This window comes from Pelotomaculum propionicicum, assembly GCF_048984525.1.
Taxonomy (GTDB): Bacteria; Bacillota; Desulfotomaculia; order Desulfotomaculales; family Pelotomaculaceae; genus Syntrophopropionicum; species Syntrophopropionicum propionicicum_A.
Genome location: NZ_JBMGJC010000007.1, coordinates 146,022 through 169,578 on the forward strand (window position 1 = coordinate 146,022; position 23,557 = coordinate 169,578).

The 23,557-nt window shown below is 50.6% G+C and carries 22 protein-coding genes, 1 tRNA gene and 1 pseudogene; 5 read left to right on the forward strand and 19 right to left on the reverse strand.

The window, feature by feature from the left end:
- Window positions 1-9: 9 nt before the first annotated feature.
- Window positions 10-336: a hypothetical protein gene (locus ACOBQJ_RS09470; protein ID WP_421071510.1), complete on the reverse strand. Its 327-nt coding sequence runs from the start codon at window positions 334-336 to the stop codon at window positions 10-12.
- Window positions 337-468: 132 nt separating this feature from the next.
- Between ACOBQJ_RS09470 and ACOBQJ_RS09475 the strand changes: the two genes are divergently transcribed.
- Complete coding sequence (locus ACOBQJ_RS09475) at window positions 469-990, forward strand: hypothetical protein (protein WP_421071511.1); 522 nt, start codon at window positions 469-471, stop codon at window positions 988-990.
- Here the strand turns inward: ACOBQJ_RS09475 and ACOBQJ_RS09480 are convergent.
- The 16 genes from ACOBQJ_RS09480 to saoT all read right to left on the reverse strand — a co-directional run bounded on the left by ACOBQJ_RS09480 (window position 987) and on the right by saoT (window position 14,842).
- Window positions 987-1,349, reverse strand: coding sequence for an ArsR/SmtB family transcription factor (locus ACOBQJ_RS09480; RefSeq protein ID WP_421071512.1), 363 nt, complete (start codon window positions 1,347-1,349; stop codon window positions 987-989). The genes ACOBQJ_RS09475 and ACOBQJ_RS09480 overlap by 4 nt on opposite strands.
- Window positions 1,350-1,351: 2 nt before the next feature.
- On the reverse strand, window positions 1,352-3,526 hold the full coding sequence (locus ACOBQJ_RS09485) for a heavy metal translocating P-type ATPase (RefSeq protein WP_421071513.1): 2,175 nt from the start codon (window positions 3,524-3,526) through the stop codon (window positions 1,352-1,354).
- 104 nt (window positions 3,527-3,630) lie between these two features.
- On the reverse strand, window positions 3,631-3,795 hold the full coding sequence (locus ACOBQJ_RS09490; RefSeq protein WP_421071514.1) for a hypothetical protein: 165 nt from the start codon (window positions 3,793-3,795) through the stop codon (window positions 3,631-3,633).
- A gap of 25 nt (window positions 3,796-3,820) precedes the next feature.
- A complete protein-coding gene (locus tag ACOBQJ_RS09495) occupies window positions 3,821-4,540 on the reverse strand; it encodes a hypothetical protein (protein ID WP_421071515.1) in 720 nt (239 codons plus the stop codon).
- Window positions 4,541-4,817: 277 nt separating this feature from the next.
- On the reverse strand, window positions 4,818-6,419 hold the full coding sequence (locus ACOBQJ_RS09500; protein ID WP_421071516.1) for a stalk domain-containing protein: 1,602 nt from the start codon (window positions 6,417-6,419) through the stop codon (window positions 4,818-4,820).
- A 339-nt stretch (window positions 6,420-6,758) separates the two neighbouring features.
- Complete coding sequence (locus ACOBQJ_RS09505; protein WP_421071517.1) at window positions 6,759-8,804, reverse strand: molybdopterin-containing oxidoreductase family protein; 2,046 nt, start codon at window positions 8,802-8,804, stop codon at window positions 6,759-6,761.
- 16 nt (window positions 8,805-8,820) lie between these two features.
- Window positions 8,821-9,153, reverse strand: coding sequence for a DsrE-related protein SaoD (saoD, locus tag ACOBQJ_RS09510; RefSeq protein ID WP_421071518.1), 333 nt, complete (start codon window positions 9,151-9,153; stop codon window positions 8,821-8,823).
- A 24-nt stretch (window positions 9,154-9,177) separates the two neighbouring features.
- Entirely contained in the window at window positions 9,178-9,309 is a 132-nt protein-coding gene (locus tag ACOBQJ_RS09515) for a hypothetical protein (protein WP_421071519.1), read from the reverse strand.
- Window positions 9,306-10,127 (reverse strand): ABC transporter ATP-binding protein SaoA, encoded by an 822-nt coding sequence (gene saoA / locus ACOBQJ_RS09520; RefSeq protein WP_421071520.1) that lies wholly within the window; start codon window positions 10,125-10,127, stop codon window positions 9,306-9,308. Before saoA ends, ACOBQJ_RS09515 begins: the two co-directional genes overlap by 4 nt.
- On the reverse strand, window positions 10,127-10,957 hold the full coding sequence (gene saoP, locus ACOBQJ_RS09525) for an ABC transporter permease subunit SaoP (RefSeq protein WP_421071521.1): 831 nt from the start codon (window positions 10,955-10,957) through the stop codon (window positions 10,127-10,129). The genes saoA and saoP overlap by 1 nt, the downstream gene beginning before the upstream one ends.
- Window positions 10,903-11,709 (reverse strand): ABC transporter substrate-binding (seleno)protein SaoB, encoded by an 807-nt coding sequence (gene saoB / locus ACOBQJ_RS09530; protein WP_421071522.1) that lies wholly within the window; start codon window positions 11,707-11,709, stop codon window positions 10,903-10,905. Before saoB ends, saoP begins: the two co-directional genes overlap by 55 nt.
- Window positions 11,710-11,718: 9 nt before the next feature.
- Window positions 11,719-12,849, reverse strand: coding sequence for an ABC transporter substrate-binding subunit SaoX (gene saoX, locus ACOBQJ_RS09535; protein ID WP_421071523.1), 1,131 nt, complete (start codon window positions 12,847-12,849; stop codon window positions 11,719-11,721).
- 46 nt (window positions 12,850-12,895) lie between these two features.
- Window positions 12,896-12,991 (reverse strand) — tRNA-Sec (locus ACOBQJ_RS09540).
- 14 nt (window positions 12,992-13,005) lie between these two features.
- The gene (saoC, locus tag ACOBQJ_RS09545) at window positions 13,006-13,494 is read right to left on the reverse strand and encodes a Cys-Cys-COOH (seleno)protein SaoC (protein WP_421071524.1); all 489 of its coding nucleotides are present in this window, start codon (window positions 13,492-13,494) and stop codon (window positions 13,006-13,008) included.
- Entirely contained in the window at window positions 13,494-14,582 is a 1,089-nt protein-coding gene (gene saoE / locus ACOBQJ_RS09550; protein ID WP_421071525.1) for an efflux transporter SaoE, read from the reverse strand. The genes saoC and saoE overlap by 1 nt, the downstream gene beginning before the upstream one ends.
- Window positions 14,579-14,842 carry a thioredoxin-like (seleno)protein SaoT gene (saoT, locus tag ACOBQJ_RS09555; protein WP_421071526.1) on the reverse strand — a complete coding sequence of 88 codons (264 nt, stop codon included), beginning with the start codon at window positions 14,840-14,842 and terminating at the stop codon, window positions 14,579-14,581. Before saoT ends, saoE begins: the two co-directional genes overlap by 4 nt.
- Window positions 14,843-15,230: 388 nt before the next feature.
- Here saoT and ACOBQJ_RS09560 point away from each other — a divergent pair.
- From ACOBQJ_RS09560 to ACOBQJ_RS09575, 4 genes and pseudogenes are all read left to right on the forward strand, one after another.
- Window positions 15,231-16,506, forward strand: a pseudogene (locus ACOBQJ_RS09560) (double-cubane-cluster-containing anaerobic reductase).
- A gap of 517 nt (window positions 16,507-17,023) precedes the next feature.
- Window positions 17,024-18,988: an endonuclease MutS2 gene (locus tag ACOBQJ_RS09565; RefSeq protein WP_421071527.1), complete on the forward strand. Its 1,965-nt coding sequence runs from the start codon at window positions 17,024-17,026 to the stop codon at window positions 18,986-18,988.
- A 337-nt stretch (window positions 18,989-19,325) separates the two neighbouring features.
- Window positions 19,326-20,573, forward strand: coding sequence for a glycosyltransferase family 4 protein (locus ACOBQJ_RS09570; protein ID WP_421071528.1), 1,248 nt, complete (start codon window positions 19,326-19,328; stop codon window positions 20,571-20,573).
- A 62-nt stretch (window positions 20,574-20,635) separates the two neighbouring features.
- On the forward strand, window positions 20,636-21,286 hold the full coding sequence (locus ACOBQJ_RS09575; protein ID WP_421071529.1) for a PHP-associated domain-containing protein: 651 nt from the start codon (window positions 20,636-20,638) through the stop codon (window positions 21,284-21,286).
- Between the two features lie 163 nt (window positions 21,287-21,449).
- Here ACOBQJ_RS09575 and ACOBQJ_RS09580 read toward each other — a convergent pair whose 3' ends face one another.
- Together ACOBQJ_RS09580 and ACOBQJ_RS09585 are read right to left on the reverse strand one after the other, a co-directional pair.
- Entirely contained in the window at window positions 21,450-22,229 is a 780-nt protein-coding gene (locus ACOBQJ_RS09580) for an acyl-CoA dehydratase activase (protein ID WP_421071530.1), read from the reverse strand.
- Between the two features lie 6 nt (window positions 22,230-22,235).
- Window positions 22,236-23,393 carry a double-cubane-cluster-containing anaerobic reductase gene (locus ACOBQJ_RS09585; RefSeq protein ID WP_421071531.1) on the reverse strand — a complete coding sequence of 386 codons (1,158 nt, stop codon included), beginning with the start codon at window positions 23,391-23,393 and terminating at the stop codon, window positions 22,236-22,238.
- Between the last annotated feature and the right edge of the window lie 164 nt (window positions 23,394-23,557).

The following is a 23,557-nucleotide window of genomic DNA, read 5'->3' on the forward strand; positions in this document are numbered from 1 at the left end:
AGTAAAGATTTACCGGGTAATGCAGATCATTTCTTTATCCTTAATCAGTTTTCCTTCTTTTACAAGCTCATCGGCCACAACGCTGAATGTTATAAACTCCCTTATACCCGCCCGTTCCATCACTTTTCTAATATCCCTGGCGCTGCCGTATTCTTTAACGGCTTCATATAAAGATTCTTTTTTACCATCAATAAATTTTTTAAGCTCTTCGTCCAGCTTGCTTGTCCGGAATATGGTGTCATTACTTCTTATCAGATAACCAAGTTTTATAAATTCCTCGACGGAAGTACCGTCCTGTTCTGAAAACAGCAGCAATCTGAACAGCTCTTCGTCCATCTTTTAACCTCCCCTCTGACATTAACAATTAACTAATTGGTTAATTGTTCTCTGTAAATATTCTAGCTAGAGTAATAAGATTATATTCTCAGGAAATAATTTAAGATATAATTTTCTCGGCGAGGTGATATCTTGAGATTTTCAGGCGAATACTTTATCGGCGTTATACTGATTGTATTGGGAGTGCTGCTGCTCGTACGCCACCTGTTTAACCTTAACATACCCGTCTTCAGAGTCCTGCTGGGCGCAATCTTCATTCTTATAGGAATCTCGATAGCATTTGGCGGCTTCCGGGGAAAAAGCACGGATATAATTTTCAGCAGCCATAATATAGAAGTAGCTGCCCCGGAAAGAGAATACAATTTTATCTTCAGTAACGGTGTTGTGGATTTTTCTAAGGTTCCGCCGCCTGATAATATTCAAAATGTGAAGGTAAACACTATCTTCTCAGACGGCACTATCATAATCAACCCGCAAACCCCCGTCTTGATAAAAACCAACGCGGCGTTTGCCAGCGCCAATATGCCCGGCGGGAATTCAATAACATTTGGGAACTACAATTATAAAACAAAAAGCGTTTTACCCGGGTCAAATTATCTTGAGATTGAAGCATCCGTGGTTTTTGGCAAGCTGTCGGTAATTGAAAGGCCTTAAATCCTACCCTCTTCAAGATATTTTAAGGCGCTGTCAATAAGCGCGCCCAGGTTTTTATCTCCAAGTGAATAATATACAAACTTGCCCTCCTTGCGCTGCCTGGCCAACCCCATATTCCGCAAGAGCCTCAGGTGATGGGAAGCGGTGGCGACATTGGTGCCCAGAATACAGGCGACGTCGCACACACAGAGTTCCTCCCTGGAAAGGGCATAAACTATTTTGATCCTGGTGTCGTCAGCCAGCGCTTTGAACAAGCGGGACATCCCCGCCGTCACTTCAACCTCTCCCCTCAGCCTGGCGACCTTTTCCCGGTCAAAGCAAAATACTTCGCAGCAGTCATTTACCTTGCCTGGCGACAAAATTATCCCTCCCGCCCTTCCTGTTTTGCAGGGTTAACCCTCATCAGCCTGATCCCGTTCAAGGTAACAAGGACAGTCGCCCCCATGTCGGCCAGAATGGCCAGCCACAGGGTCAGCCAGCCCGGAAAAACCAGCGCCACGGCGGCCAGTTTCACAACCAGGGAGAAAGCGATGTTCTGCTTGATAACTCCCAGTGAAGCCCTGCTCAGGCGGATGGCGAAAGGCAGCCTTGAAAGATCGTCAGCCATCAGGGCAATATCCGCCGTCTCCAGGGCGGTGTCAGTGCCGGCTCCCCCCATGGCAATGCCGACGGTGGCAGTTGCCAGCGCGGGAGCGTCATTGACGCCGTCACCAACCATAGCGACCTTGCCGTGTCTTTCCAGAAGGACTTTTACAGCTTTCACCTTGTCCTCTGGCAGAAGCTCGGCCATGAAGTCGTCCACGCCGACCTGCGCGGCAATCGCACCCGCCGTAACCGTATTGTCCCCGGTCAGCATGACCGTCTTGATGCCTGACTCGTGTAAAGAGTCGACAGTGTACCTGCCGGATTCTCTCAAAGTATCCGCCACTGCCAGGATACCCGCCAGTTTACCGTTTATTTCAACCAGCATGGCTGTTTTCCCTTCCGACCAGAGCCCTTCCAGGATTATTTTCCAGTCTGAAAGATCGATCTTGTTTTCCTGGAATAGTTTCGCGCTGCCAACAACGACCTCACTGCCGTCCATCCTGGCCCGGGCGCCTTTCCCGGTTAGAGACTCAAATTCGACAACCGGCTCAGGCTCAATGCCCTTTTCCAGGGCTTTTTGGACTACAGCCCCGGCCAGCGGGTGTTCCGATAATTTTTCAACACTCGCGGCGGCCCTGAGCAGCTCCTGTTCGTCAATGTCACCCGCTGTGATGATATCTGTCACCTCCGGATCTCCTTTGGTCAGCGTACCGGTTTTATCGAAAGCGACCACTGACAGGGCGCCGGTTTCCTCCAGGTAGGCGCCGCCTTTAATCAGGACACCGTTTTTGGCCGCGCTGCCGATGGCGGACACAATGGCCACCGGAGTGGAAACAACCAGGGCGCAGGGGCAGGCCACCACCAGCAGCGCCAGCCCCCGGTATATCCAGTCATACCAGCCCAACCCCAAAAAGAGAGGTGGCAGTACAGCTATCCCCGCCGCCAGCGCTATCACCAACGGCGTGTAAATACCGGCAAACTTATCGACAAAAGTCTGGGAAGGAGCCCGCTGCGCCTGCGCTTCCTCAACCATCTCAATAATCCTGGCGATGGTGGTATCTTTAACCAGCCTGGTGACTTCAATCTCTAAAGCTCCCTGCAGGTTCAGCGTACCGGCGAAGACACTGTCACCGGCCACTTTATCCACCGGGACGGACTCGCCGGTTATGGCGGACTGGTTAACCGCCGAGTATCCGGATATGACTTTACCGTCCATGGCGATTTTTTCCCCGGGTTTTACCAGGAGAATATCGCCCGGCCGGAGCTCTTCCACAGGCAGCTCCGCTTCATGGCCTTCCCTGCGGACCCTGGCGAAATTTGGCGCGATCTCCATCAGAGAGCGGATAGACTGACGCGCCCTGTCAAAAGTGTAAGATTCAAGAGCGCCGCTGACTGAGAATAAAAATGCCACCACCGCTCCTTCCCTCCATTCCCCGATCAGGGCGGCACCGGTAACTGCGACAGTCATCAGGACGTTCATATCAAAATTTAAACGGCGCAAAGAAAAAAAAGCTCTCCGGGTGGTAGCGAAGCCGCCGGTCAGTATGGCCAAAAAATAAAGCCCTGTCGCAACGGCAGGCTTGTGCGTAAAAATATCGGCAGACCATCCACTGACAAGCAATAAACCCGCGAGTAAGCCGACCATGACCGGCTGGTTTTTTAACAGAAGGAAAGCTTTTTTACGGTAAGGTCCTGCCGCCATGGATGTTTCAGCCTGGTTACCGGCTTCTCCCTCCACCAAGGCAAAAACACTATGTTTTTTTGCTTCTTCCATGACCCTGGCCGGGTCAATGTCTCCCTGCACCTTCATCTTCGCGGCGCCAAAATTCAGCTCGGCCTTTTCCACACCCTGAAGTTTTGCGATATCCCGCTCCAACCGGGCGGCACAGTCCGCTCAGGTAAGCCCTTTTAACCGGTACACCCTCAGGCTGGCAGCGACAGCGTTCGACATAGTGAGAAGCTCCTTAATGTTTATTTATATTATTACGTGATTCAATATAACGTTCATATGATTATTTGAATGTTATTATAAACTATTCATTTTGTCAATGTGATTTAAAAAGCAAAAACCTGCCGGGGCAGGTTACAGGTTGTAGGGCCGGCTTCAGCCGACCAATGTGCGGCTAAAGCCGCACTGTTTTTCTCACGTCTCAATTGAGCAGCTGATTCAAACACCATGGACTTTTTTGTATATGTATCGTAAACATATGTAACTTCCAACGGAAGTTTATGGACATGGTTTCCCTCAGCCGGATCCCGGCTTGTCCGGGGCCGGCGGCTGTTCCGCTGTGCCGTTTCCCGGTTTGTCTTCTGGTTTATCCGCTGGTTTATCACCTGGATCATTGCTGGCAGGTGTACTCCCCTGCTGGTTGGCTGGGTTTGCCGCCTGATCGGACACCCCGGTTTGTTCCGGCGGGATTTCGGATTGGGTGGCGGCACTTACGGTTTGAGAGTCCTGGTCTGTTTTGGTAATTTCCCCTGCGGGATCGAAGTTTACATCTGCAGTAGGCTTGTTTTCTGGTTGCTGTTCGGTGGTCTGGGTTTGCGTCTGCTGGGGAACGCCGGCTTGTCCGTTATCTGTAAATAAATAGGGCCAGGCGTACCAGGTTACCGCTATGAGAAATACCGGCGCTGCGGCTGCCGCCAGCCTGGTGTAAGCGGATGCGGCGAGCAGCGCGAACCCGGCCGCGCCAAAGCAATATATACAGGGAACGATATTGGCCGACTGCCAGTTCCACAGGCCGTACCCTACCAGCACGGCATGCACCCCTACTGCGGCCCAGAGCAGCAATACAGCCCTGTTGAAATTTAAAATTACAGCTGCCGCACAGATCGCATAATAGGTTACTCCGGTATAGGACAGGTAATTTCCCGCCCCGTATGCCATAACCGAGGCTCCGGCCAGTGCTATTAACGCTAGAATTTTCCTTATGTCAACTTTTTTCATGCTTTCCGTGTCAGACATTTTAATAACGCTCCCTAAGATAATACAGGGATAATTATCATATTACCCCTAAAATATCTTAATGAGATTATATTGTCTCCTGTTTATCAAAAGCAAGAACAAAAATGTCAATTTTGGAAAACATAAAATCCTTGATTTGTTAAAGAAAAAGGGGCTATGCTGAAAATCTATAGCCCCAGTCTTTCACCTTTGACTCGCTGGCTCCCCCAGTGGGGATTTTTAGTTAAAAAATTTGTTTAAGGCGTGTCAGGAGAACCGTCCCCTCGACACACTTTAGTTAGCGCCTGATTATAATCACCTTATTTGCGCTGTCCCAATCCACAGCTGCGCCCAGGTTTTCCACGATAAACCTGACCGGGGTCATAGTCCTTTCGTTTATTATCTGCGGGGCAACGTCCGTAATTTTTTTGACCCCATTGACGTAGGTTATGTTATTTCCTACCCAGAGCTCGATGGTGGCGCTGTTGTCCTTGATGGTCACCTTCCGCGTGGTCTCATCCCAGGCAATTGTCCCCCCCAGAGCTTCGACTATGGCCCTGACCGGCAGCAGCGTCCTGTTTTCTGCAATTACCGGGACGGTTCCCCTGCCGGGGTCTATTTCCTTAACGACGTTGTTTACCGTCATATAAGGTTCGTTGATCTGAAGTGTTATTGTAATACCGGTAATTGTAAGTGATTGTACCATGGCGCTGGCTTCATTTGATGGTTCTGAGGTTCCGGAATTGTTTATCGCCCTGACCCGGTAGTAATGGGTCCCGGTCTCGGTAACCTTGTCTGAATAGCTCAAGACATTCCGGTTTGTGTCGGCTATCTCATTCCAGCTGCCGCCCGGGAGCTTTTTCTCCACTATAAACCCGGTCACATCTTCCGAGCTATATGTCCATCTCAGAAACACGTCAGGGCCCCAGACGGAAGCTGTTAGGTTGCTTGGAGCGACAGGAAGGCTGCCTGTGTTATTTTTGCTGTAAGTATAGCCGGCTTCGTTTGAATAATCCGATTCTCCGTTATTGGACCAGGCCTTGACCCGGTAGCGGTAGGTGCCGGGAGCCGAAACCGTGTCCAAATAAATAGTGATGTCGGGGGTTGTTTCTCCAACCTCATCCCATGAGCCACCCGGATCCCGCCTCTCCAATGTATACCCCATGCCTCCTTCGCCTGTCCAGTCCAAAGTAACTCTGTTGCCTGACCCTGCAGCCGTGAGGTCGCGCGGTGCGGGGGTAGGATCACCGTCGTTAATCCCAGAGGGATAGGCATAGTCGACAATATTTGAGTAGTCTGAGTACCAGGAATTTTCCCAGGCCCTGACCCGGTAGCGATAAGTTCCAGGGGAGGGAAGAAATTCTGACCAGACTGTTTGGTTTGTGGACCCCATATCTGCCCAGTCACCGCCCGGGTCCTGCCTCTCTATCGCAGTGTCAGCGCCCGCATTGTCTGTCCATTGCAAAACTATAAAAGAGCCTGAGCTGGAAGACCCAATATAGAGATCAGTGGGCGCGGCAAGAGCTCTCCCTGTGTCATAAACAAAGCTGTCCTGGTCTGAATAAGCAGAGGCGCCAAAATTGTTAAACGCCCTGACCCGGTAATAATAAGTCCCGGGAGCCGTGAGCGTGTCAAAATATTCCGTTTCGCCCGGGTTTGCGCTGCCTATTTCTGTCCAGCTGCCGCCGGGGTCCTGCCTCTCAATTAAAAACCCGAGTTCATTGTCCGAGTTGTCTTCCCAGCGTAAAATTACATTGCCGACAGAACCAGTGACTTCGAAGTCGCCCGGCGCGTCGGGGGGCGTCTCCGCGGCCCGGGCGGGCTGCGGCGCGGCAGCAAACGAAAGCGCCATTATAAAAACAAAAGTTAATAAAAATCGTTTAATAACTTCTCTTTTCATAATAACTTTTTCTCCTTCCTTTCTAACAATTTGTTTCTTTAATCAAATAGCTGACAAAAAACTCCTTTCTCAAAAATTTTATAATTTACTTAAATATAACATACTTGACAGTATTAACACATATCTTACATTTCCAAAGATTCCTGGTATTAACTATTCTCAATAGGAATTAAGACTAACTTTATAGATGCTTGATAAATTGGTATATTTACACATGGTTGGCGCCGGTAGGGCTATAAGTTGGTTTTGGTGCGACAAGGGGAATTTAATAAAAATAGGGGCCGGGCTTACCCCCGGCCGCTGAATCTTGGTGTTTAAAGGTTGCAAGATTAAAAAATATCAACTGCCCTTTTTCACAACACGGGCCAGAAGCGACCTGTCGGCCGGAAAACCGGTAACAGGATCTAGAATTTCGTTGTCAGATAAAATATTGGCGTTAGCCGTGTCCCAGCCGTGGGGGATATAAATCACTTCCGGGAGTATATCGTCAGTCAACTTTACCCGCAGTTCGATTGCTCCCCGTAAAGACTCAACAATTACGGTCTCTCCATCCTGTATACCCAGTTCTTTTGCTTTTGCCTGGTTCATTTCAACCCTGGGTTCCGGAGAAAGCTTGCGTAATGAACTCAGATTGCGGTAGCGAGAGTGCATGTAACCGGGCGACCTTGCCCCGGTAGTCAGAATAAACGGGTATTCACTGAAAATATCAGGTGTTGATAATGGGCTTTCAGCCGGCTCCTTATAAACCGGCAGCGGATCATAACCGTATTGTTCCAGCTCTTCGCTGTAGATCTCCACTTTGCCGGAAGGAGTCCTGAAGCCTCCGTTTTCATACTTCCTTTCGATCCGCTCACCATAAATATAACCTTCTGGCATCCCTGCCAGATCTTTATAAATAATACCTAGGGGTTTGAGCCTGTAATCCAAGGCATCTTCTTCTGTCCCCCATGGGAAATATTCTCCATAACCCATTTTTCTGGCCAGCTCGACCCAGATTTGCCAATTAGTCATAACACCGCTGTCAGGATCTGCATTCCGGCACAGGCTGATTTTAGGCTCGCAGAATAAACTGGCCCTGTCACAGAGTTCGTCACTATGCAAAAATGTCGCCGCCGGCAGGATTATGTCTGCCAGGGACGCTGTTTCTGTCATAAAGTGATCGAAGACCGCTAAAAACTCGAGACTGCCGAGCGCGCGCTTTAATTTTCCGGCGTTCGGCCAGGTTAATAGAGGATTGCTGCCGGCAATGATCATCCCCTTTAGCGGATAAGGCCTGCCCTCAATTATCGCATTGGAATATATATTTGCCTGCGCCTGCCTGATGTGTTTATAAAACAGGGGGAACTCATATCGGCCGATCGCGGGGATTTTAACATCAGCGCCGCTTATTGCCAAAGAGGACAGTTTTGCCTTCGGCATAAATACCGCGCCACCTTTTTTGTCAAGGTTGCCCGTTATGGCCTGCAGCACGGATATGGCCCGGGCGGCCTGGAACCCGTTTGTGTGCAGTTCCACGCCAATCCCGGGGTAAATGCAGGCTGGCTGAAACCGGGCATAAAGCCTGGCGGCTTCCCTGATTTTATCCGCGGTCACCCGCGTAATTTTTTCAACTGCTTCCGGCGTATACTCTGCGGCAAGACAGGCAAGCCGATCAAAGCCGACAGTCCACCTTTCCACAAACTCCCTATCGTAGAGTTTTTCTTCAATAACAATGCTGAGCATGCCCAGGGCCAGGGCTCCGTCCGTCCCCGGCCGCAACTGCAGGTGGCAGTCAGCGCCTTTAGCCAGTAAGGTGGCCCGTGGGTCAACCACAATTAATTTTGCGCCTCTTTTCAGAGAGCCGTTTATAATCCTCATCAGGGGCGGGCATGACATTGTGGGGTTGTAAGCCCATAAAACGATACAGCTGCTGTTCTCATAGTCCGGCACAGGCAGAGTCCCGTAAGTGTACTCGCTGGCCATCGTTTTTGAATGGTGGCAGTGGCTTCCTGCTGTCGAAAAATTAGGGGTGCCGTAGGCCTGGCTGAACCTTTGGGCATATGGAGTAAATTCTTTCCCCACCCCGGCCTGTCCGACATGCACAGCAACAGCCTGAGCGCCGTGACGGCTTTTGATTTCCTCAAGCTTACCAGCGATGAAGCTAAAAGCCTCGTCCCATGTTACTTCTTCCCACCGGCCGCTTGCTGTTTTCTTCAGCGGTGACTTCAGGCGGTCGGGCGCCTCAAGCAGTTCCCTAACCGCTTTACCCTTGGGGCATAGATAACCCTGTGTGTAGGCATTTTCAGCCTGCCCTTCCACCTTCACAACCCGGCCTTCTTCAAGCGTGATGTCCATGCCGCAGCCAGCGCTGCATATACCGCAAAACGTTTGTTTTATCTCTGTCATTCTATTTTTCAACCCTTTACAGCGTGATTACCTGGTCCACGCCGGCTCCGCCCAGAGCAGCGTAGAGCTGCGGGAAACAGCCGATCTGCGCGCCCTTAATCAGCTTCCGGTCGATGCCGCGCTCAATGGCGCACTGGTCGCAGGCCATGAGCAGCATGCCGTTAACCTCCTTGATCTGGCGCAGCCTTTCACCCATCTCGGTGCCGTCCAGCAGGAAAAATGTGTTGTCCATGAAGAAGAACATCCCCGCCACGTCGACGCCGTGCGTGCCTTTTTCCAGTTGGGGAATGATCATGGTGTTCAGGATTTTTTGCGAAGTGGTTGAACTGAAAACATAGGCAATTTTCATTTAGTAAAGCCCTCCTTCAAATTTTTAAGTTAATTCAAAAAGCATTTTTGAAACAATCAGCGCCTCCTGCGCGTCAAGGCAAAAGATTTCCGCCAGGTTTATCCCCCTGGCGGCGGCCCACTTTTCCAAGTGCTCCTTCGTACAGAAGAAGTTCATACTGTTGTCGCTTCACCTCCCAAGGTGGCCAGGTACGGATTGTTTGCCGCTTCTGTAGAATCCGCACGCCTGCCTGTAGCGACCTGGAGCGCTTCCGAAACCAGTTCTTTAAGCTTGTTATACTCGTTTTCTTTGCGGTCACGGGGCCGATGCAAGTTAATGTATATGTCATCCACTATTTTTCCTTCATGAGCCGACATGACGATCACCCTGTCGCTGAGATAAATGGCTTCATCAACATCGTGGGTCACCATAACCACAGTGGTTTTGTCTTTCAGCCAGAGCGCCTCCAGGTCATCCTGCAAAGACTGCCTCATCTGCATATCAACGGCTCCCAGCGGCTCGTCCATCAGGAGCACTTCCGGCCTGCCGGCCAGGGCGCGGATAAAAGCCACCCTCTGCTTCATGCCCCCGGACAGCTGGTGCGGAAAAAGCTTTTCCTTGCCCTCAAGTTGGGCCATGGTCAGCAGTTCTTCCAGTCGCTTTTCCCTGTCCTTAGCGGGCACTTTGCGTTGTCTCATCGGGTAGAGGATGTTGTCTCTGACCGTCATCCAGGGGAAGAGCGCGTAGTTCTGAAAAACAAAGCCTCTGTCTGGCCCTGGCCTGGTTACCTGCCGCCCGTTGATCAGGATTCTCCCCCCCGAGGCGGCCTGAAACCCGGCGATGATCGTCAACAGGGTTGTCTTGCCGCAGCCGGACGGGCCGAGCAGGGTTACAAACTGTCCTTCACGCACGGAAAAGATCAAATTTTTAAGAACTGTTTGGACGCTGGTGTCATTTTTAAAATTTTTGGAAATGCCTTCTACTTTAAGTTCCACTACTGAACAAACCTCCACCTGGTAAAAGATCGGGTAACCATCTGCAAGATCCTGTCAATCCCGTATCCGATCAGGGCGGCCATGATCATCAGCGCTATCAGTTTGTCTGTTTCCATCATTGTTTGAGCTTCCACCATAGAGTAGCCGAAACCGGCACTCGTCGCGATGAATTCCGCTCAGATGACTGACATCCAGCCCAGCCCGACGGCAACCCTGCCGCCAATCAGGATATCCGGCAGCGAAGCTGGCACAATGATGTGGGCGAAGATACTCCAAGGCCTGGCCCCCATGCTGCGGGCCGCGTTGTAATAATCACGGGAGATGTTTTGCACTCCGGCGACAGTATTGATTATTATAGGGAAAACTCCGGCGAAGGTAATCAAAAATATTGTCGGTCCGTCGCCGAGGCCGAACCAGACTATGGTCAGCGGCACCCAGGCCATAATCGGGACCTGCCGCAGTGAATCGATCAAGGGGTCAAACAACTGCATCGCGGCCTTGGAGTAACCCATCAGGAATCCCAGCGGTACCCCGATCAGCAGGGCGTAGACAAAGCCCGTCATTACCCTTCTTAAAGTGATCAAGAGGTTCTTGATCACCTCCGGGTCATGTACGACAGAGGTGAAAGTAACTATCGTCTTCCAGGGAGACGGCATCATGAACTCACTGTGGTAGTGGTTGGCGGCCAACTGCCAGATACCAAGAACCACCGCGATAGAAACCAGTCCATAAAACAACTGTTTCTGCCCGAAGGCTCCCATGAATTTTTCACGCATTAACCGCGTGTTCCTGGAGTTGTAAACACGTGCCTTATCCCCAAGCGGTTCCACTGCTCCACCTCCTCGCGTGTAAAGTCGATATTTTTGTATTTCCTTATTTCTTCGATCAGCACATCCGGATCGTTCAGCTCTTCAACCGATCCCTGGAACAAGCGAATGAATTCACTGTAACGGGAGTCTTCCATGAAACTTTTACTCACGACCAGCACATAAGTGATATGGCCGGCGGGTCCGGCCGGCGCCATTTTATCACCGGACATGGTAAATCCCCTCAGGGCGTCCACCACCACCCCGTCAACCGCCTTTTTCTCATAAGCGTAGGGAATGGACACCGGCAGCATGGGCGCTGTATCGACATCCGGGCCAAAAACACTGGCGGCGATTTGCTCCTGGTGGGAGCGGTTCTGAGACACCCCGATTTTTTGAGGGACAAGTCCGTGCCGAACCACCACTATATCCGAATTGAGCAGGCATGGGCCGATAATTTCAAAGCGGTCGTCCTTTTCCAGCAGGCTGGCGGCAGCGTCGGGACACATGACGGCAATGTCAAGCAGGTCGCTGCTTAAAGCCCACTGGGAAGTGCTGCCGCAGCAGTCCTTGACCGGGTACAGTTCAAATTCGCCCTGCGTATCAGCGTCTTGATAGCCCTTTTCATGCACCAGGTAGTGGATGATCATACCGCCTGTGTCGTCAGGAGCGCCTATTTTCACCTTCCCGTTATCTTCTTCACGTTGCGGAAACGCTGTGAATACAACAAAAAACAGCAGGACAGCGACCACTAGGGCGGCAAACACCTTTTTCATAAAATACTGTTAAGCCTTTTTCCCTTCCAGTTCATAGGCTTTAGCTTTCCAGTCTTCATATGACATGCCCAGCGGGAATACCGGGTCAACTTTTTCTTTGATAAACTGGTCGAAATTATCCACTTTGCTTTCTTCAATCAGTTTAGTGTTGACGAATTCATTGAATGGCGGCGCCGCGTCCAGGACTTTTTCGCTTATTTCATAGTTAATCTGGTTCTCAAAGTTTTTCTGATTTATGGTCCAGTTCAAGGTCCTGCCTTCATCAACCGTTTTCTTGTATATGGTCATTAAAGCCACTTCCAGGGGCACCTTGTAATTATCAGCGAATATTTCAGCCGAGCGTACCGGTTTGGTATAAATATGCTGAATTGCTTTAGAGTGAGCGGTAATCATCAGCCTGGCCAGTTCCGGGTGCTCCGCGATAAAAGTGTTGCTCATGGAAAGGACGCAGCATTGGCCAAATTCACCGTTCGGCAGTTCTACGTGGGCTCTAAGAATTTGCCCCGTCTTTTCATATTCAGCGTAAGAACCCCAGGGATCGCAGGCGGCATAAGCGTCCACTTTTCCTGCCTTTAAGGCGACGTATTCATCCTTGTCGGCCATGTCGAAGACTTCATAATTCTTACCTTCAACCGGAATACCCAGTTCTTTGGCCCACTGGATCCAGTCACCGTCATTTTTCTCCGGGTTGGTTCCGATAGCCAGTTTTTTCCCAATTAAATCTTTAGGATCTTTAATATCATTTGAAACAACCAGGTATCTCGAACCACCAATGTGGTTGCTGGCCGCCACCATGATCGGGGAGCCCTTGAGAAAAGCCCGCATTAAACCCGAGTTACCTATATAACCGGCGTCCATCTGTCCCGCTGCCATGGCCTCAGGAACCTTGCCGTTGCCGGTTACATTAACATTAAGCCCCAGTTCAGTAAATATCCCCGTATCCTTGGCGATACAGGCGGCGGTCATGTGGTCGCAGTTGTAATAACCCAGATTAATGACATAGTCCTTGTCTTTTTCAGGAATCCCCGACCCTGTGTTTTGTGTTGTTGTTTGTTTTGCCCCACCGCCGCAACCGGCCAGCACTACCAGCAGGACGATTGATAAAGCCAAAAGAGGTAAAGCCCTCATTAATTTTTTCATTAATTATGCCCCCTTATTATCTCTGATGTTTTTTACAAAGGTTATATGGTGGGGAGAAGTCGGATTCGAACGCGACTCCCTCCTGTGTGACAGGCGGACAACGGGTTTGAAGCCCGCGGGGGACCATCCCCTTTTTCTCCCCGAAAATTAAAAACCCTAGCAGCAGTCTTTCATCCCCTCCCCAAATAAATCTTCCAGACTGGTCCCTTCCACACGATAAATCGCATAACCGACATTGGCGCCTTTCATGCCCTGGACAATAAACTCAAGCGGGGGTTTATCGTCTATGTCCTTAAAGGTTATCACCTGGTTGGACACAGGCGCCGGCACTTCATTAGTGCACTGGTATTCACCCTGTTTATCCAGCACCACCAGCATATTGTTCCTTTCTTCGCTCTCCCTGTAAATCACCACCAAATCTTCAATATTGTCACCGTCCAAGTCGGCGCTCGCGCATTTTATTACCTCTTTGCCCCCGTGGGTTAAAGTAAAATAACTGAGACAAGGGGACGGTTCTCCTGTCTCACTTGCTTCACTTTTATCGCTGTGCTTTGTTTCAATTACTGCCGTTTTGCCGCAGCCGGCCGTCATTACCCCGACAACGAGACATACCAGCAAACCGCAAGCCAGCCACCGGCGGAACATCAGGCAACCCTTTCTTTAAGCAGGCTTTTTTTAATTCCGGGCCATAAGGCATACAGGCCAAGCAGGATCACGATGGCTGAACAGAGATAGCTCAAAGGCTCCGAAGCGGCAAAAGTGAGATTGTTGGCCAGCCCAACGGTCTGGCGGCTTTTACTCAAGTCAAAAAAAGGAGTAAAGCCTGGCAGCAATAAAATGTTGGTCATATGCCCGACCAGAAATGAAGCGGCGATCAAAACAGAGGTATAAATCAACACCGCCCTCCGGCCAATCAACTTGTACATGCTGATTAACTCGGGCAGGTTGGTGGCCGCGCCGGTCATTAAAAAAGTAATGGCCAGTCCTGGCGCCGCCCCGCTGGCTATCAGCGCGGCGATAAAGGGAATATGGCCCACCGCGCAAACGTACATAATCGCGCCCAGAACGGCGACGCCAGCTAAAGAGATCAGTCCCGGGTTGCCCAGGTACTGCTGGATAAAAGCCGGGGGTACTATCGCTACAATCAACCCGGCCAGCATCATGCCCAGGCAGACATACTTGCTCACGGAGACTCCCATGTCCAGAAACCCCCACCGCAGCCCCGCTCCCAGTTTTTGAGACAGGTTGACTCGCTCTGCAGGCGCCAGTTCGATTAGTTTCACAGGATTTTCCATGCCCGGGGCGCGCAGTTCCGGGCCGGCCAGCGAGTTGCCGGCCATGCCGACCAGCATTGGCACAACAAATCCGGCTGCCAGGTAGATGGTGGCGATTTGCGGCCCTAAAAACCCGTAAGCGAGCAGGACAGCCGCGGGGTTGATGATCGGTGTGGCTGTCATGAAGGCCAGGACCGGCCCCAGGCAGGCGCCGGAATAATACAGGCCGAGGCCGAGCGGAATTACACCGCAGCTGCAGATGGGCAGGAGCATGCCTGAAACCGTCGCCTTGCCCAGCGTTGAGAACTTCTTATTTCCCAGCATGCGCTGCAGCCTGTCCGGGCTGATCAAATTGTGCATCAGCCCTGCCAGGATAAAGCTGATGACCAGCCATACCGAGGCGCCGTTAAGGATGTCCAGGGCGGTAAAAATGGTCTTTTGAACCAACTCGATTATCAAGATCTCCATCCTCTCAGGGCGTCTTCAATAGCTTTTTCAATTATTGCTTTGGACAGGCTGTCGATTTTCTTTCTGCCGTCTATGATCATGGTCCCTTTGGTTACCATGCCGTACTTCTTCAGGTAGTCAAAATCCTTGCCCGCGTAATATATCTTGACTTCCACGCCATCACCGTATTTGGCGGCAGCGTTTTTTATGGTCTGGACATGCTCGTCACAGCAGGGGCAGGTGTTGATAAACTCCACTTTGATTTTTGGCATTGTAATCTCCCTTTTTTCTTATTAACCTAAGACCTCTAAATCCTTATCTGTGTCTCTCCACTTAGCAGCCGGGCATATGCCGCGAAACAGGGACTGTTTCTCATCATACAAACTACTTTCTTCCAGTAATTAAACACATTTACATATAACTTGCTATTAGAATTGATATATGATTATTTTCCTCTTTATATTAAGCAATTCCTTTATATATTTCATTTGATTATTTTATAACTATGGGTTAACGCCATAAAAACAATGAATAAAAAGAATAAAGGATTATACATTCAAAACATAAAAGTATTATATAGCAACTGGGAAGGTTTCCGGACTTTCACCGGTACCTCAGTTTAGTGTCAACATTAAATTCAATAACAGGAGGAATGCAGCTATGGCTGACGATTACCGTAAAATGTGGGAGTCCATAGGAGTCGACCTGGAGGCGCATGACCAACTCCTGAGCATACTGCCGCCCACTTACGGGCAGGTCTACATGAGCCAGGAAAACCGGCCGGCCGGGATGGAGTACTTTGACTTTGTAATCAGTGAAGTGCACGGCCTGCGCATCCAGGAACTGCAGGAACACAAGGCCAAGGGCGGCAAGGTCATCGGCGCCTTTTGCGTCTTCCGAGGAAATAGTCCGCGCCGCGGGCGGTATCTGTGTCGGGCTTTGCTCGGGCGTTGAGATCGGCGCGGCCAAGGCGGAAAAAGTACTGCCAAGAAATATCTGCCCGTTGATTAAATCATTCATGGGCTTCAAATTGGGCAGGGTCTGCCCTTATTTCGAGTCTTGCGACATGGTGGTGGGTGAGACTACCTGCGACGGCAAAAAGAAAGCATTTGAAATTTTGAACGACTATGTTCCTGTCCATATGATGGAAACCCCCCAGATGAAGAGGGATATAGACAGACAGCTGTGGCGCGACGAAGTGCGTGAATTTAGGGCCGCCATGGAGGAATTCACAGGCAACAGGATCACCAGCGACTCGCTGCGTAAATCGATCGTGGACGTAAATAACAAGCGAAGGGCTTTATTGAGATTATCTGAACTCCGCAAGAATAATCCCGCCCCAATTAGTGGCAAAGACTGCCTGCTGATTGAACAAATCGCCATGTATGATGATGTGAAACGGTTTACACTGGAATTGAACGCTCTTTGCGACGAGCTTGAAAATCGAGTGAAAGAAGGCAGGGGGTCAGCTGAGCCTGGCGCGCCCAGGATCATCGTTACCGGTACTCCGATGGCCCTGCCGAACTGGAAAATACCTCACATCATCGAAACAAGCGGCGCCGTGATCGTAGCCGAGGAACTTTGTACCGGGTTGCGTTATTTTGAGAACCTGGTTCCGGAAGAAGCCGAAACAACCTGGCAGATGGTTGACGCTATCGCCAACCGCTACCTTAATATCAACTGCGCCTGCTTTACGCCCAATGAAGGCCGCATGGAAAAATTGGTCCAACTGGCGGAGGTGTATAAAGCAGACGGGGTTATCCACTGCTCCCTGGCTTTCTGCGATCCCTACCTGATAGAAGCAAACCGGGTGGAAAAGGTACTGAAAGAACACAACATACCCCTGTTAAAAATTGAAACGGATTACAGCCAGGAGGACTCCGGTCAGATCAAGACCAGGGTGGAAGCCTTCCTGGAAATGATCGGCAATAAATGATCCGGACAAGACTAAGGATTATATAAACAAGCACAATAAAAACACCTTCATTTCCTGGCTGAAATGAAGGTGTTTTTGAGAGGGAGAAGGATAGTTAATTACTCCTGGTTTATAACAAGTTTCTCGTCCTATTTACGCAAATCCTTTATTTCGATTATTCGTTTTTTTTATGATTATTTAACGGTAAATAAACAATAAATATAACTTTTGACTTCCTGCCAGGAATATACTAAAATAATAGCAGTATCCACAATTAGGAGTATGATTTGTGTCTGAGGTTGTTTTTAATTAACCAAATCTAATATGATGGTCTGCGACAGGCCGGCTCATTGCAGCAGGCTTAGTTGGTTTTGGCGCGGACTGGTTAATTGAGAACACCGGCATAGTCTGCCCGTCTTCCCTGCAAGGGGTAACTGTACCGTGCTCAAAAGCACGGTTTTCTATTGTTTTATGGGCTGTGACGAACGGGATGTGTTCGCCGCAGCTTATTTTATTCTAAAGGAGGCATTTGATTATAATGAACGAATACACGATGAAGATATTGGAATACGACAAACTGAAAGAAAACATAAAACAGTATGCCATTTCCGCGCCGGCTAAAACTTTGCTCGACAAACTAATGCCGTCTGTTGATTTAGTCCAAATCGAGCGGTGGATGCTTGAAACCACTGAAGCCAGGCGCATTACCGACATAAATGCCAACATCCCGCTGACTGCGATGGAGAAAATCAGCGAGGTAATGGGCAAGGCGGGTAAAGGGTATACCCTGACCGCAGAAGAACTGACAGCGGTTAAAGACCTTTTGGAAAGCGTCAGGAAGTTAAGAAAGTTTATGGTCCCTATGCAGGCGGTCTCACCCATAGTGGCTTCCTATGCCCTGTCCATGTCTGAACTGCCTCACCTGCGTGACGAAATCGACAGGTGCGTGGTAAACGGAGTAATCGACGACAGGGCGACGCCGGAACTGAACAGGGTCAGAAAAAAGATTGCCGTCACCGATGAAAGAATAAAACAAAAGCTGAACAGCATTTTGTCCTCGCCTTCTTATGCCAATGTTCTCCAGGAAGCCGTGGTCACCGTGCGGAACGGGCGGTACGTGGTCCCCGTAAAGAGAGAATACAAGAGGAGCTTCGCGGGAAACGTGCTCGACCTGTCGTCCAGCGGCTCAACCCTGTTCATCGAGCCGGCGGGCATCGCCAGGCTGCAGGAGGATCTCAATGTATTAAAAATGGAAGAGGGAAAAGAAGTCTTCCGGATACTGTCCTTCCTGACGGAAATGGTGGAAGCGGACATAAGAGAAATATCGATCGACGTGGAGGCTTTCATCCAGTATGATTTTATTTTTGCCAAGGCGAAATACAGCAGGTCCCTTGATTGCTCTCCCCCAGCACTGAACGAGCAAAATAAAACAATAATTAAAGGCGGCAGGCATCCTCTCATCGGCAATAACGCCGTGCCGCTGGATTTTGCGATTGGAGACGGCTACAGGGCACTTATCATTACCGGGCCGAATACCGGCGGTAAAACTGTGGCTTTGAAAACTATAGGGCTGCTCACGCTGATGGCTCAGTCCGGCCTGCACGTACCTGCCGGCGAAGGAAGCGAGCTGGCTGTTTTCACCGGCATCCTGGCGGATATCGGTGACGGCCAGAGCATCGAGCAGTCCCTGAGCACCTTCTCCTCCCATCTCAAAAACATATCAACTATCATTGAATTTTCCGGCCCCCGCTCCCTGGTGCTGATGGATGAACTGGGAGCGGGAACTGACCCCGGCGAGGGGATGGGGTTCGCCGTAGCGGTGCTGGAAGAGGTCTTCGGCAGGGGCGCCACCATCGTTGCGACAACTCACATCAGTGAAATAAAAGAGTTTGCGGACAAGAACAAGGGGTTCAAAAACGGCCGCATGGAATTCGATATAGATTCCCTGAAGCCCCTGTACAAACTGACGATAGGCCGGCCGGGAGAAAGCAACGCTTTCCTGATCGCCCTAAGGCTCGGGGTGCGTAGGCGGATTATCGAGCGTGCCCATGAGATAACATATGGAGAAAAGAAAGATTACTCACGTGAAACAGTGCTCAGGCCCAAATCTTTCATTGATGAGGATAAGGCATCCGTGCGGGAGGCGCCGCCGGTGAGGGAAGTGACCGCGGCCAAGTCCGGCTCCGATTTGAAAGAAAAGGCCCGAAAAACTACTGCGAGCAGCTTCGTTAAAGGAGACTGCGTATTCATCAGCAGCATGGACCGGACGGGAATAGTCTATGAACCTGAAAACAGCAGGGGCGAAGTAGTGGTAATGGTAATGAAGAAGAAATACAAGATCAACCACAAGAGGCTCTCCCTCCATGTGGCGGCCAAGGACCTTTATCCTGAAGACTACGACCTGGATATCGTCTTTGAAAGCAAAGAAAACAGGAAAAAGCGACACCTTATGGGCAAGCGGCATGTGGAGGGGCTGGTTATTGAGACCAGGAAAGAGGAATAAAAAACGTGTAATAGCAACACGCGTGTCATGGGAGTGTCAACAACCCCGTCCCCCTGACACCCCTGAAACTAATACACGACACACTACCCACGGCCCAATTAATGTCCCATATCAGTAACTCTGGGGGTAAGGTAATATGTCCCCCAAATACTGCATGTACACAAAAAAGAAGCGAGGTATGTAAGTATCATGGAATTTCTTATAATATCTCACTATAATAAAATTATTGCAGGCAGTTGGTATGTAGACTTTAGACAGGAGAAATTCCTGCTTTGGAACAAAACGTCGCGAATGACACTGGGTCTGGTCTGTAATTTCCAAAGGAGATGCTTTTAGTATGCGAATCCTGCATGTAATCGCACAAAAACCGGGACATACCGGAAGCGGGATCTTCCTTATCAACCTGCTCAGAATAGCCGCTCAAAGAGGTCATGATCAATGCCTTGTAGCGGGCATATCCGCCGGAGACGGGAAATGCGGTCAATATATGCCGGCAAACCTTCATTTTATACCCGTCCTTTTTGAAACAAAAGAACTGCCCTTCCCGGTGCCCGGGATGAGCGATGAGATGCCTTATCCGAGCACCCGCTACCGGCAGATGACTGACGAGATGATCCGCCTCTGGGAAAAAGCGTTCATTAAAGCGTTGGAAGACGCAGCCGCCTTTCAGCCGGACCTGATTATTGTCCATCACCTCTGGCTATTGGCCGCCCTGGTCAGGAAGCTTTTTCATTATCGCCCGGTAATAGGCGTCTGTCACGGTACCGAATTAAGGCAGTTAGCCAGCGCAGACAAATTCAGCGACCAGGTGCTCAGGGGATGCCGGCGGCTCGACCGGATCGCAGCCCTATCACCTTTTCAGAACGAACAGATAGAAAATACCTATGGGATCGACGGGGAAAGGATTATCGTAACCGGCTCCGGCTTTGACAGGAATATTTTTTACCCCCCTGAAAACAGGGAGACAGGCGGCATAATTAAAGCTCTATACGCGGGAAAACTCAGCGCCGCCAAAGGTGTCCCTTCCCTGCTCAGGGCCGTCTCCCAGCTGCCTTTGACACGGAATGACTTCCAATTGACTCTGGCAGGATCAGGATGCGGTTGTGACTATGATGAGATTATGGCCTTAGCCGATGCCTGTCCTTTTGAGACAATCTTCACTGGAAACCTGCCACAGGCAGAGTTGGGACAGCTGATGCGGCAATGCCACCTCTTTATCATCCCTTCCTTTTATGAGGGGCTCTCCCTTGTCACGATGGAAGCCCTGGCATCGGGGCTTTGGGTGGTAGCCAGCGAGGTGCCGGGGATACGTGAATGGGTCGGCTCCAGAATGGAAGAATTGGGTATAATTGAATATGTTTCTTTACCCAGGCTTCGCTCTGCGGATTTACCCATTGAGGAGGAGTTGCCCGCTTACGAAAAAAGGCTGGCTTATGGTATCTTCAGGAAGCTGGAAAGGATAAAGACATTTTCCGACGTTCCGTCGGCGGGGTGGAAGGAAATGGCCAGAAAATACTCCTGGGAGGCTGTTTTTTCAACAATAGAAAATATCTATAATGACCTCCCGGCATATAAAAGTTATTGATTTCCCCTTCCTAAACAAAACATTTATAATGGGTATAAGATCATCTTTATGGAGATTATTCTATGTTAATCGATGCCCATCTGCACGAAAAGAAATTCTCAGCAGACAGCTTTATTTCCCTGGATATGATCATTAAAAAGGCTGACGAATTGGGACTGGACGGAATTTGCATTACAGACCATGACAGCAACGCCATCCGGGCGGAGGCTGCGGCTCTCAGCAAAAAAACCGGGGTCTTGATCATTACCGGCGCTGAAGTGTTGACGCTGGAAGGCGATATGACAGTTTTCGGCCTGGACCGCCTGCCTGAAAAGACTGTCCATGCCAATGAACTAATTAGGATCACTGAAGCCGCCGGCGGAGTAGCTATTTGTTCTCATCCTTACCGACAGAATAACCGCGGCATGGGAGATTTCATCCGGGACCTGCCTCTGGTCCGGGGTATTGAGGCATTCAACGGCAGCACTCCAAAGCACCATAATTTGAAGGCATATGACCTTTCCCTCGAATTAAATGTGGCCGCCCTGGGTGGGAGCGATGCCCATGTGATTGACCAAGTGGGAAAATTCGCTACATGGATGCCGGACTGGGTGCGGGATGAGTCAAGTTTCATCCATGCTGTAAAAAGAGGCTTAACTTTACCTGCCGCCTACAATAACGGTTCTTATGAGGTTTACGGAAACGACTTCTACTACAAGGAAGCATCTTTCTGACCGTGTCATGGGGACGGTTCTCCTGACACGTTTTTTGCTTTTTCTTAGTGTTACAAGACACTCTTTCATGTCAGTATAACAGTTCTTCTGACACACGTATCATAGGGTTGTCAACAACCCCGTCCCCCTGATCCATGCAATATATTAAGCGGCGCGAGGCCGCTTAACCTTCTTTCCTTACCGGCTTTTCACGCGCCAGCAGGGCGGCGCCGAGGGCGCCGGCCAGTTGGGATTCCGGCGCCACAACGGTTTCCCTGCCCAGTTCCCTGGACAGGAACTCTCTGACCCCGTCATTCTTAGCCACACCACCGGTAAATATAATCCGCTCACCTTTGCCCAGGCGCTCGGCCATGGCGGCGACCCTGCAGGCAACGGATCGATGGATGCCGGCGATAATCCTACCTTTGTCCATACCCTGGGCCAAAAGGCTTATAACCTCCGACTCGGCGAAAACGGTGCACATGCTGCTGATATTCACAGGCTCGGCGCCCCGTGCTAAATCCGCCAACTCGCTGACGTCCGCTCCTAAAGCTGTAGCTATCACTTCCAGAAACCGGCCCGTACCCGCGGCGCACTTGTCGTTCATGGCAAAGTTAACAACACCGCCCCGCCCGTCGGTCAGAATGACCTTGCTGTCCTGGCCGCCGATGTCGACCACCATGTCGGCCCCTGCCAGCAGGTGGTGCGCCCCCCTGGCGTGGCAGGTTATCTCCGTCACAGCCTTGTCGATAAATGACAAAGAGATCCTGCCGTAACCGGTCCCGATCACGCTTGACACATCGCCTTGCGCCAGGCCGGCCTCGCCCAGCAGTGACTCGAAGGCCTCGAGGCCGGCCTGCCGGGGGCTGCACCCGGTCGGCCTGACCACATGCCGCCACTCCCTGCCGTTGAGCAGAACCGCCTTGGTGGTAACGGAGCCCACATCTATGCCAACTGTGAACATTTATGATCAACTCCCGCCGAGTATTTCTATGAAGGCTGAAATCCTGGTTTTCAACTGCTCAATGTCCGATGTGGAATAGTCGGTTTCCAGCTGGATATAAGGCAGGCCAAAGTTATCCTTTACATGACGGCGAACCAGCTCGCCCTCAATAATATAGGTATGACAGGCCTGCCAGGTAAGGTCAACGACCCCGTCCACACCGTATTCATGAATCAGCCTGCCGAGTAGCTCCAGCCGCCCCGGGTTGGGCGACATGCAGGAGCAGGGTATCCGCAGGTACCTTTCGGCAATTGCTTCCATCGGATCTCTATTTTCATCTTCATCCACCAGGTATTCCATCGTCTTGATGCCGCTGCAGCTCTCAAAACAAACAACGCTGCCGCCGCACTCTTCCAGCAGGCGTACTACTTTTTCCGAACCTATGCCCACCGGGCACCCGGTTAATAGGATGCGGGGCGTGCCCTTTGAAAAGGGCGATATACCCTGAGCGGCAATATTCCTGACTTGATCAGCAAGCTGGTTGATCAGTCCGGTGCCTTCCTCCTTGTCAACGTTAAAACCTTTGACAAAGATGGTCGTGAGCATATCCAGACCGGTCAGCGGAGCCGGGTTAAGCCTGTTCAGCTCGTGCAGGTTCTTAAGGGCCGTCCGCTCCCTGTTGCAGATCCTGATGGCCGACCGCAGGTCATCGCTGCTAATGGCAACTCCCAGGTGTTCCTCCAGCCGCTCCTTGAGCAAATACAGTTCCTCCAGCCACCAGCGCAGGGCGCCCGGACGGTTTGTACCCTGCGGCAGGTGCAGCACATGCAATGGTTTTATCTGCCCGAGCAGCTCAAACATCTTTTTCTTGCCGTCGCAGGTCGTCTCCGCTATGATAAATTCCGACGCCCGGAAGTAAGGGCAGGTATCGGTAACGGCAAAGCCAAAACTCGACTTGATCAGCGGACACAGGTTGCGCGGAAGCACCTTTTCCGCCGCGGCGATTGGCTCCTGCCTGGTGCCGCAGAGGCTGACCGGTATGGCGCCGGCGGCTATCACCAGTTCCATGGGGGAATAAGCGCAGAAAATACCCACGACCCTCAAGCCGCTCTCCCTGGCGCTCTGGATGCTGAGGGCGTTGTCACTGCGCATATTTTCGAATATCTTCATCATCTCTGGACGCATGTCATTCCTCCTCCGCATTCAATAAAACTTATTCTAACTAATGATACATAATAAATATCTATATGAGAAATTTAAAAATTTTATCTTGGCTTGGCCAAAAATAATATAAGTTTATACCCTTACCAGATTGTAAGTTAAAAATTAAACGAGCCTTTGAGGGGCTC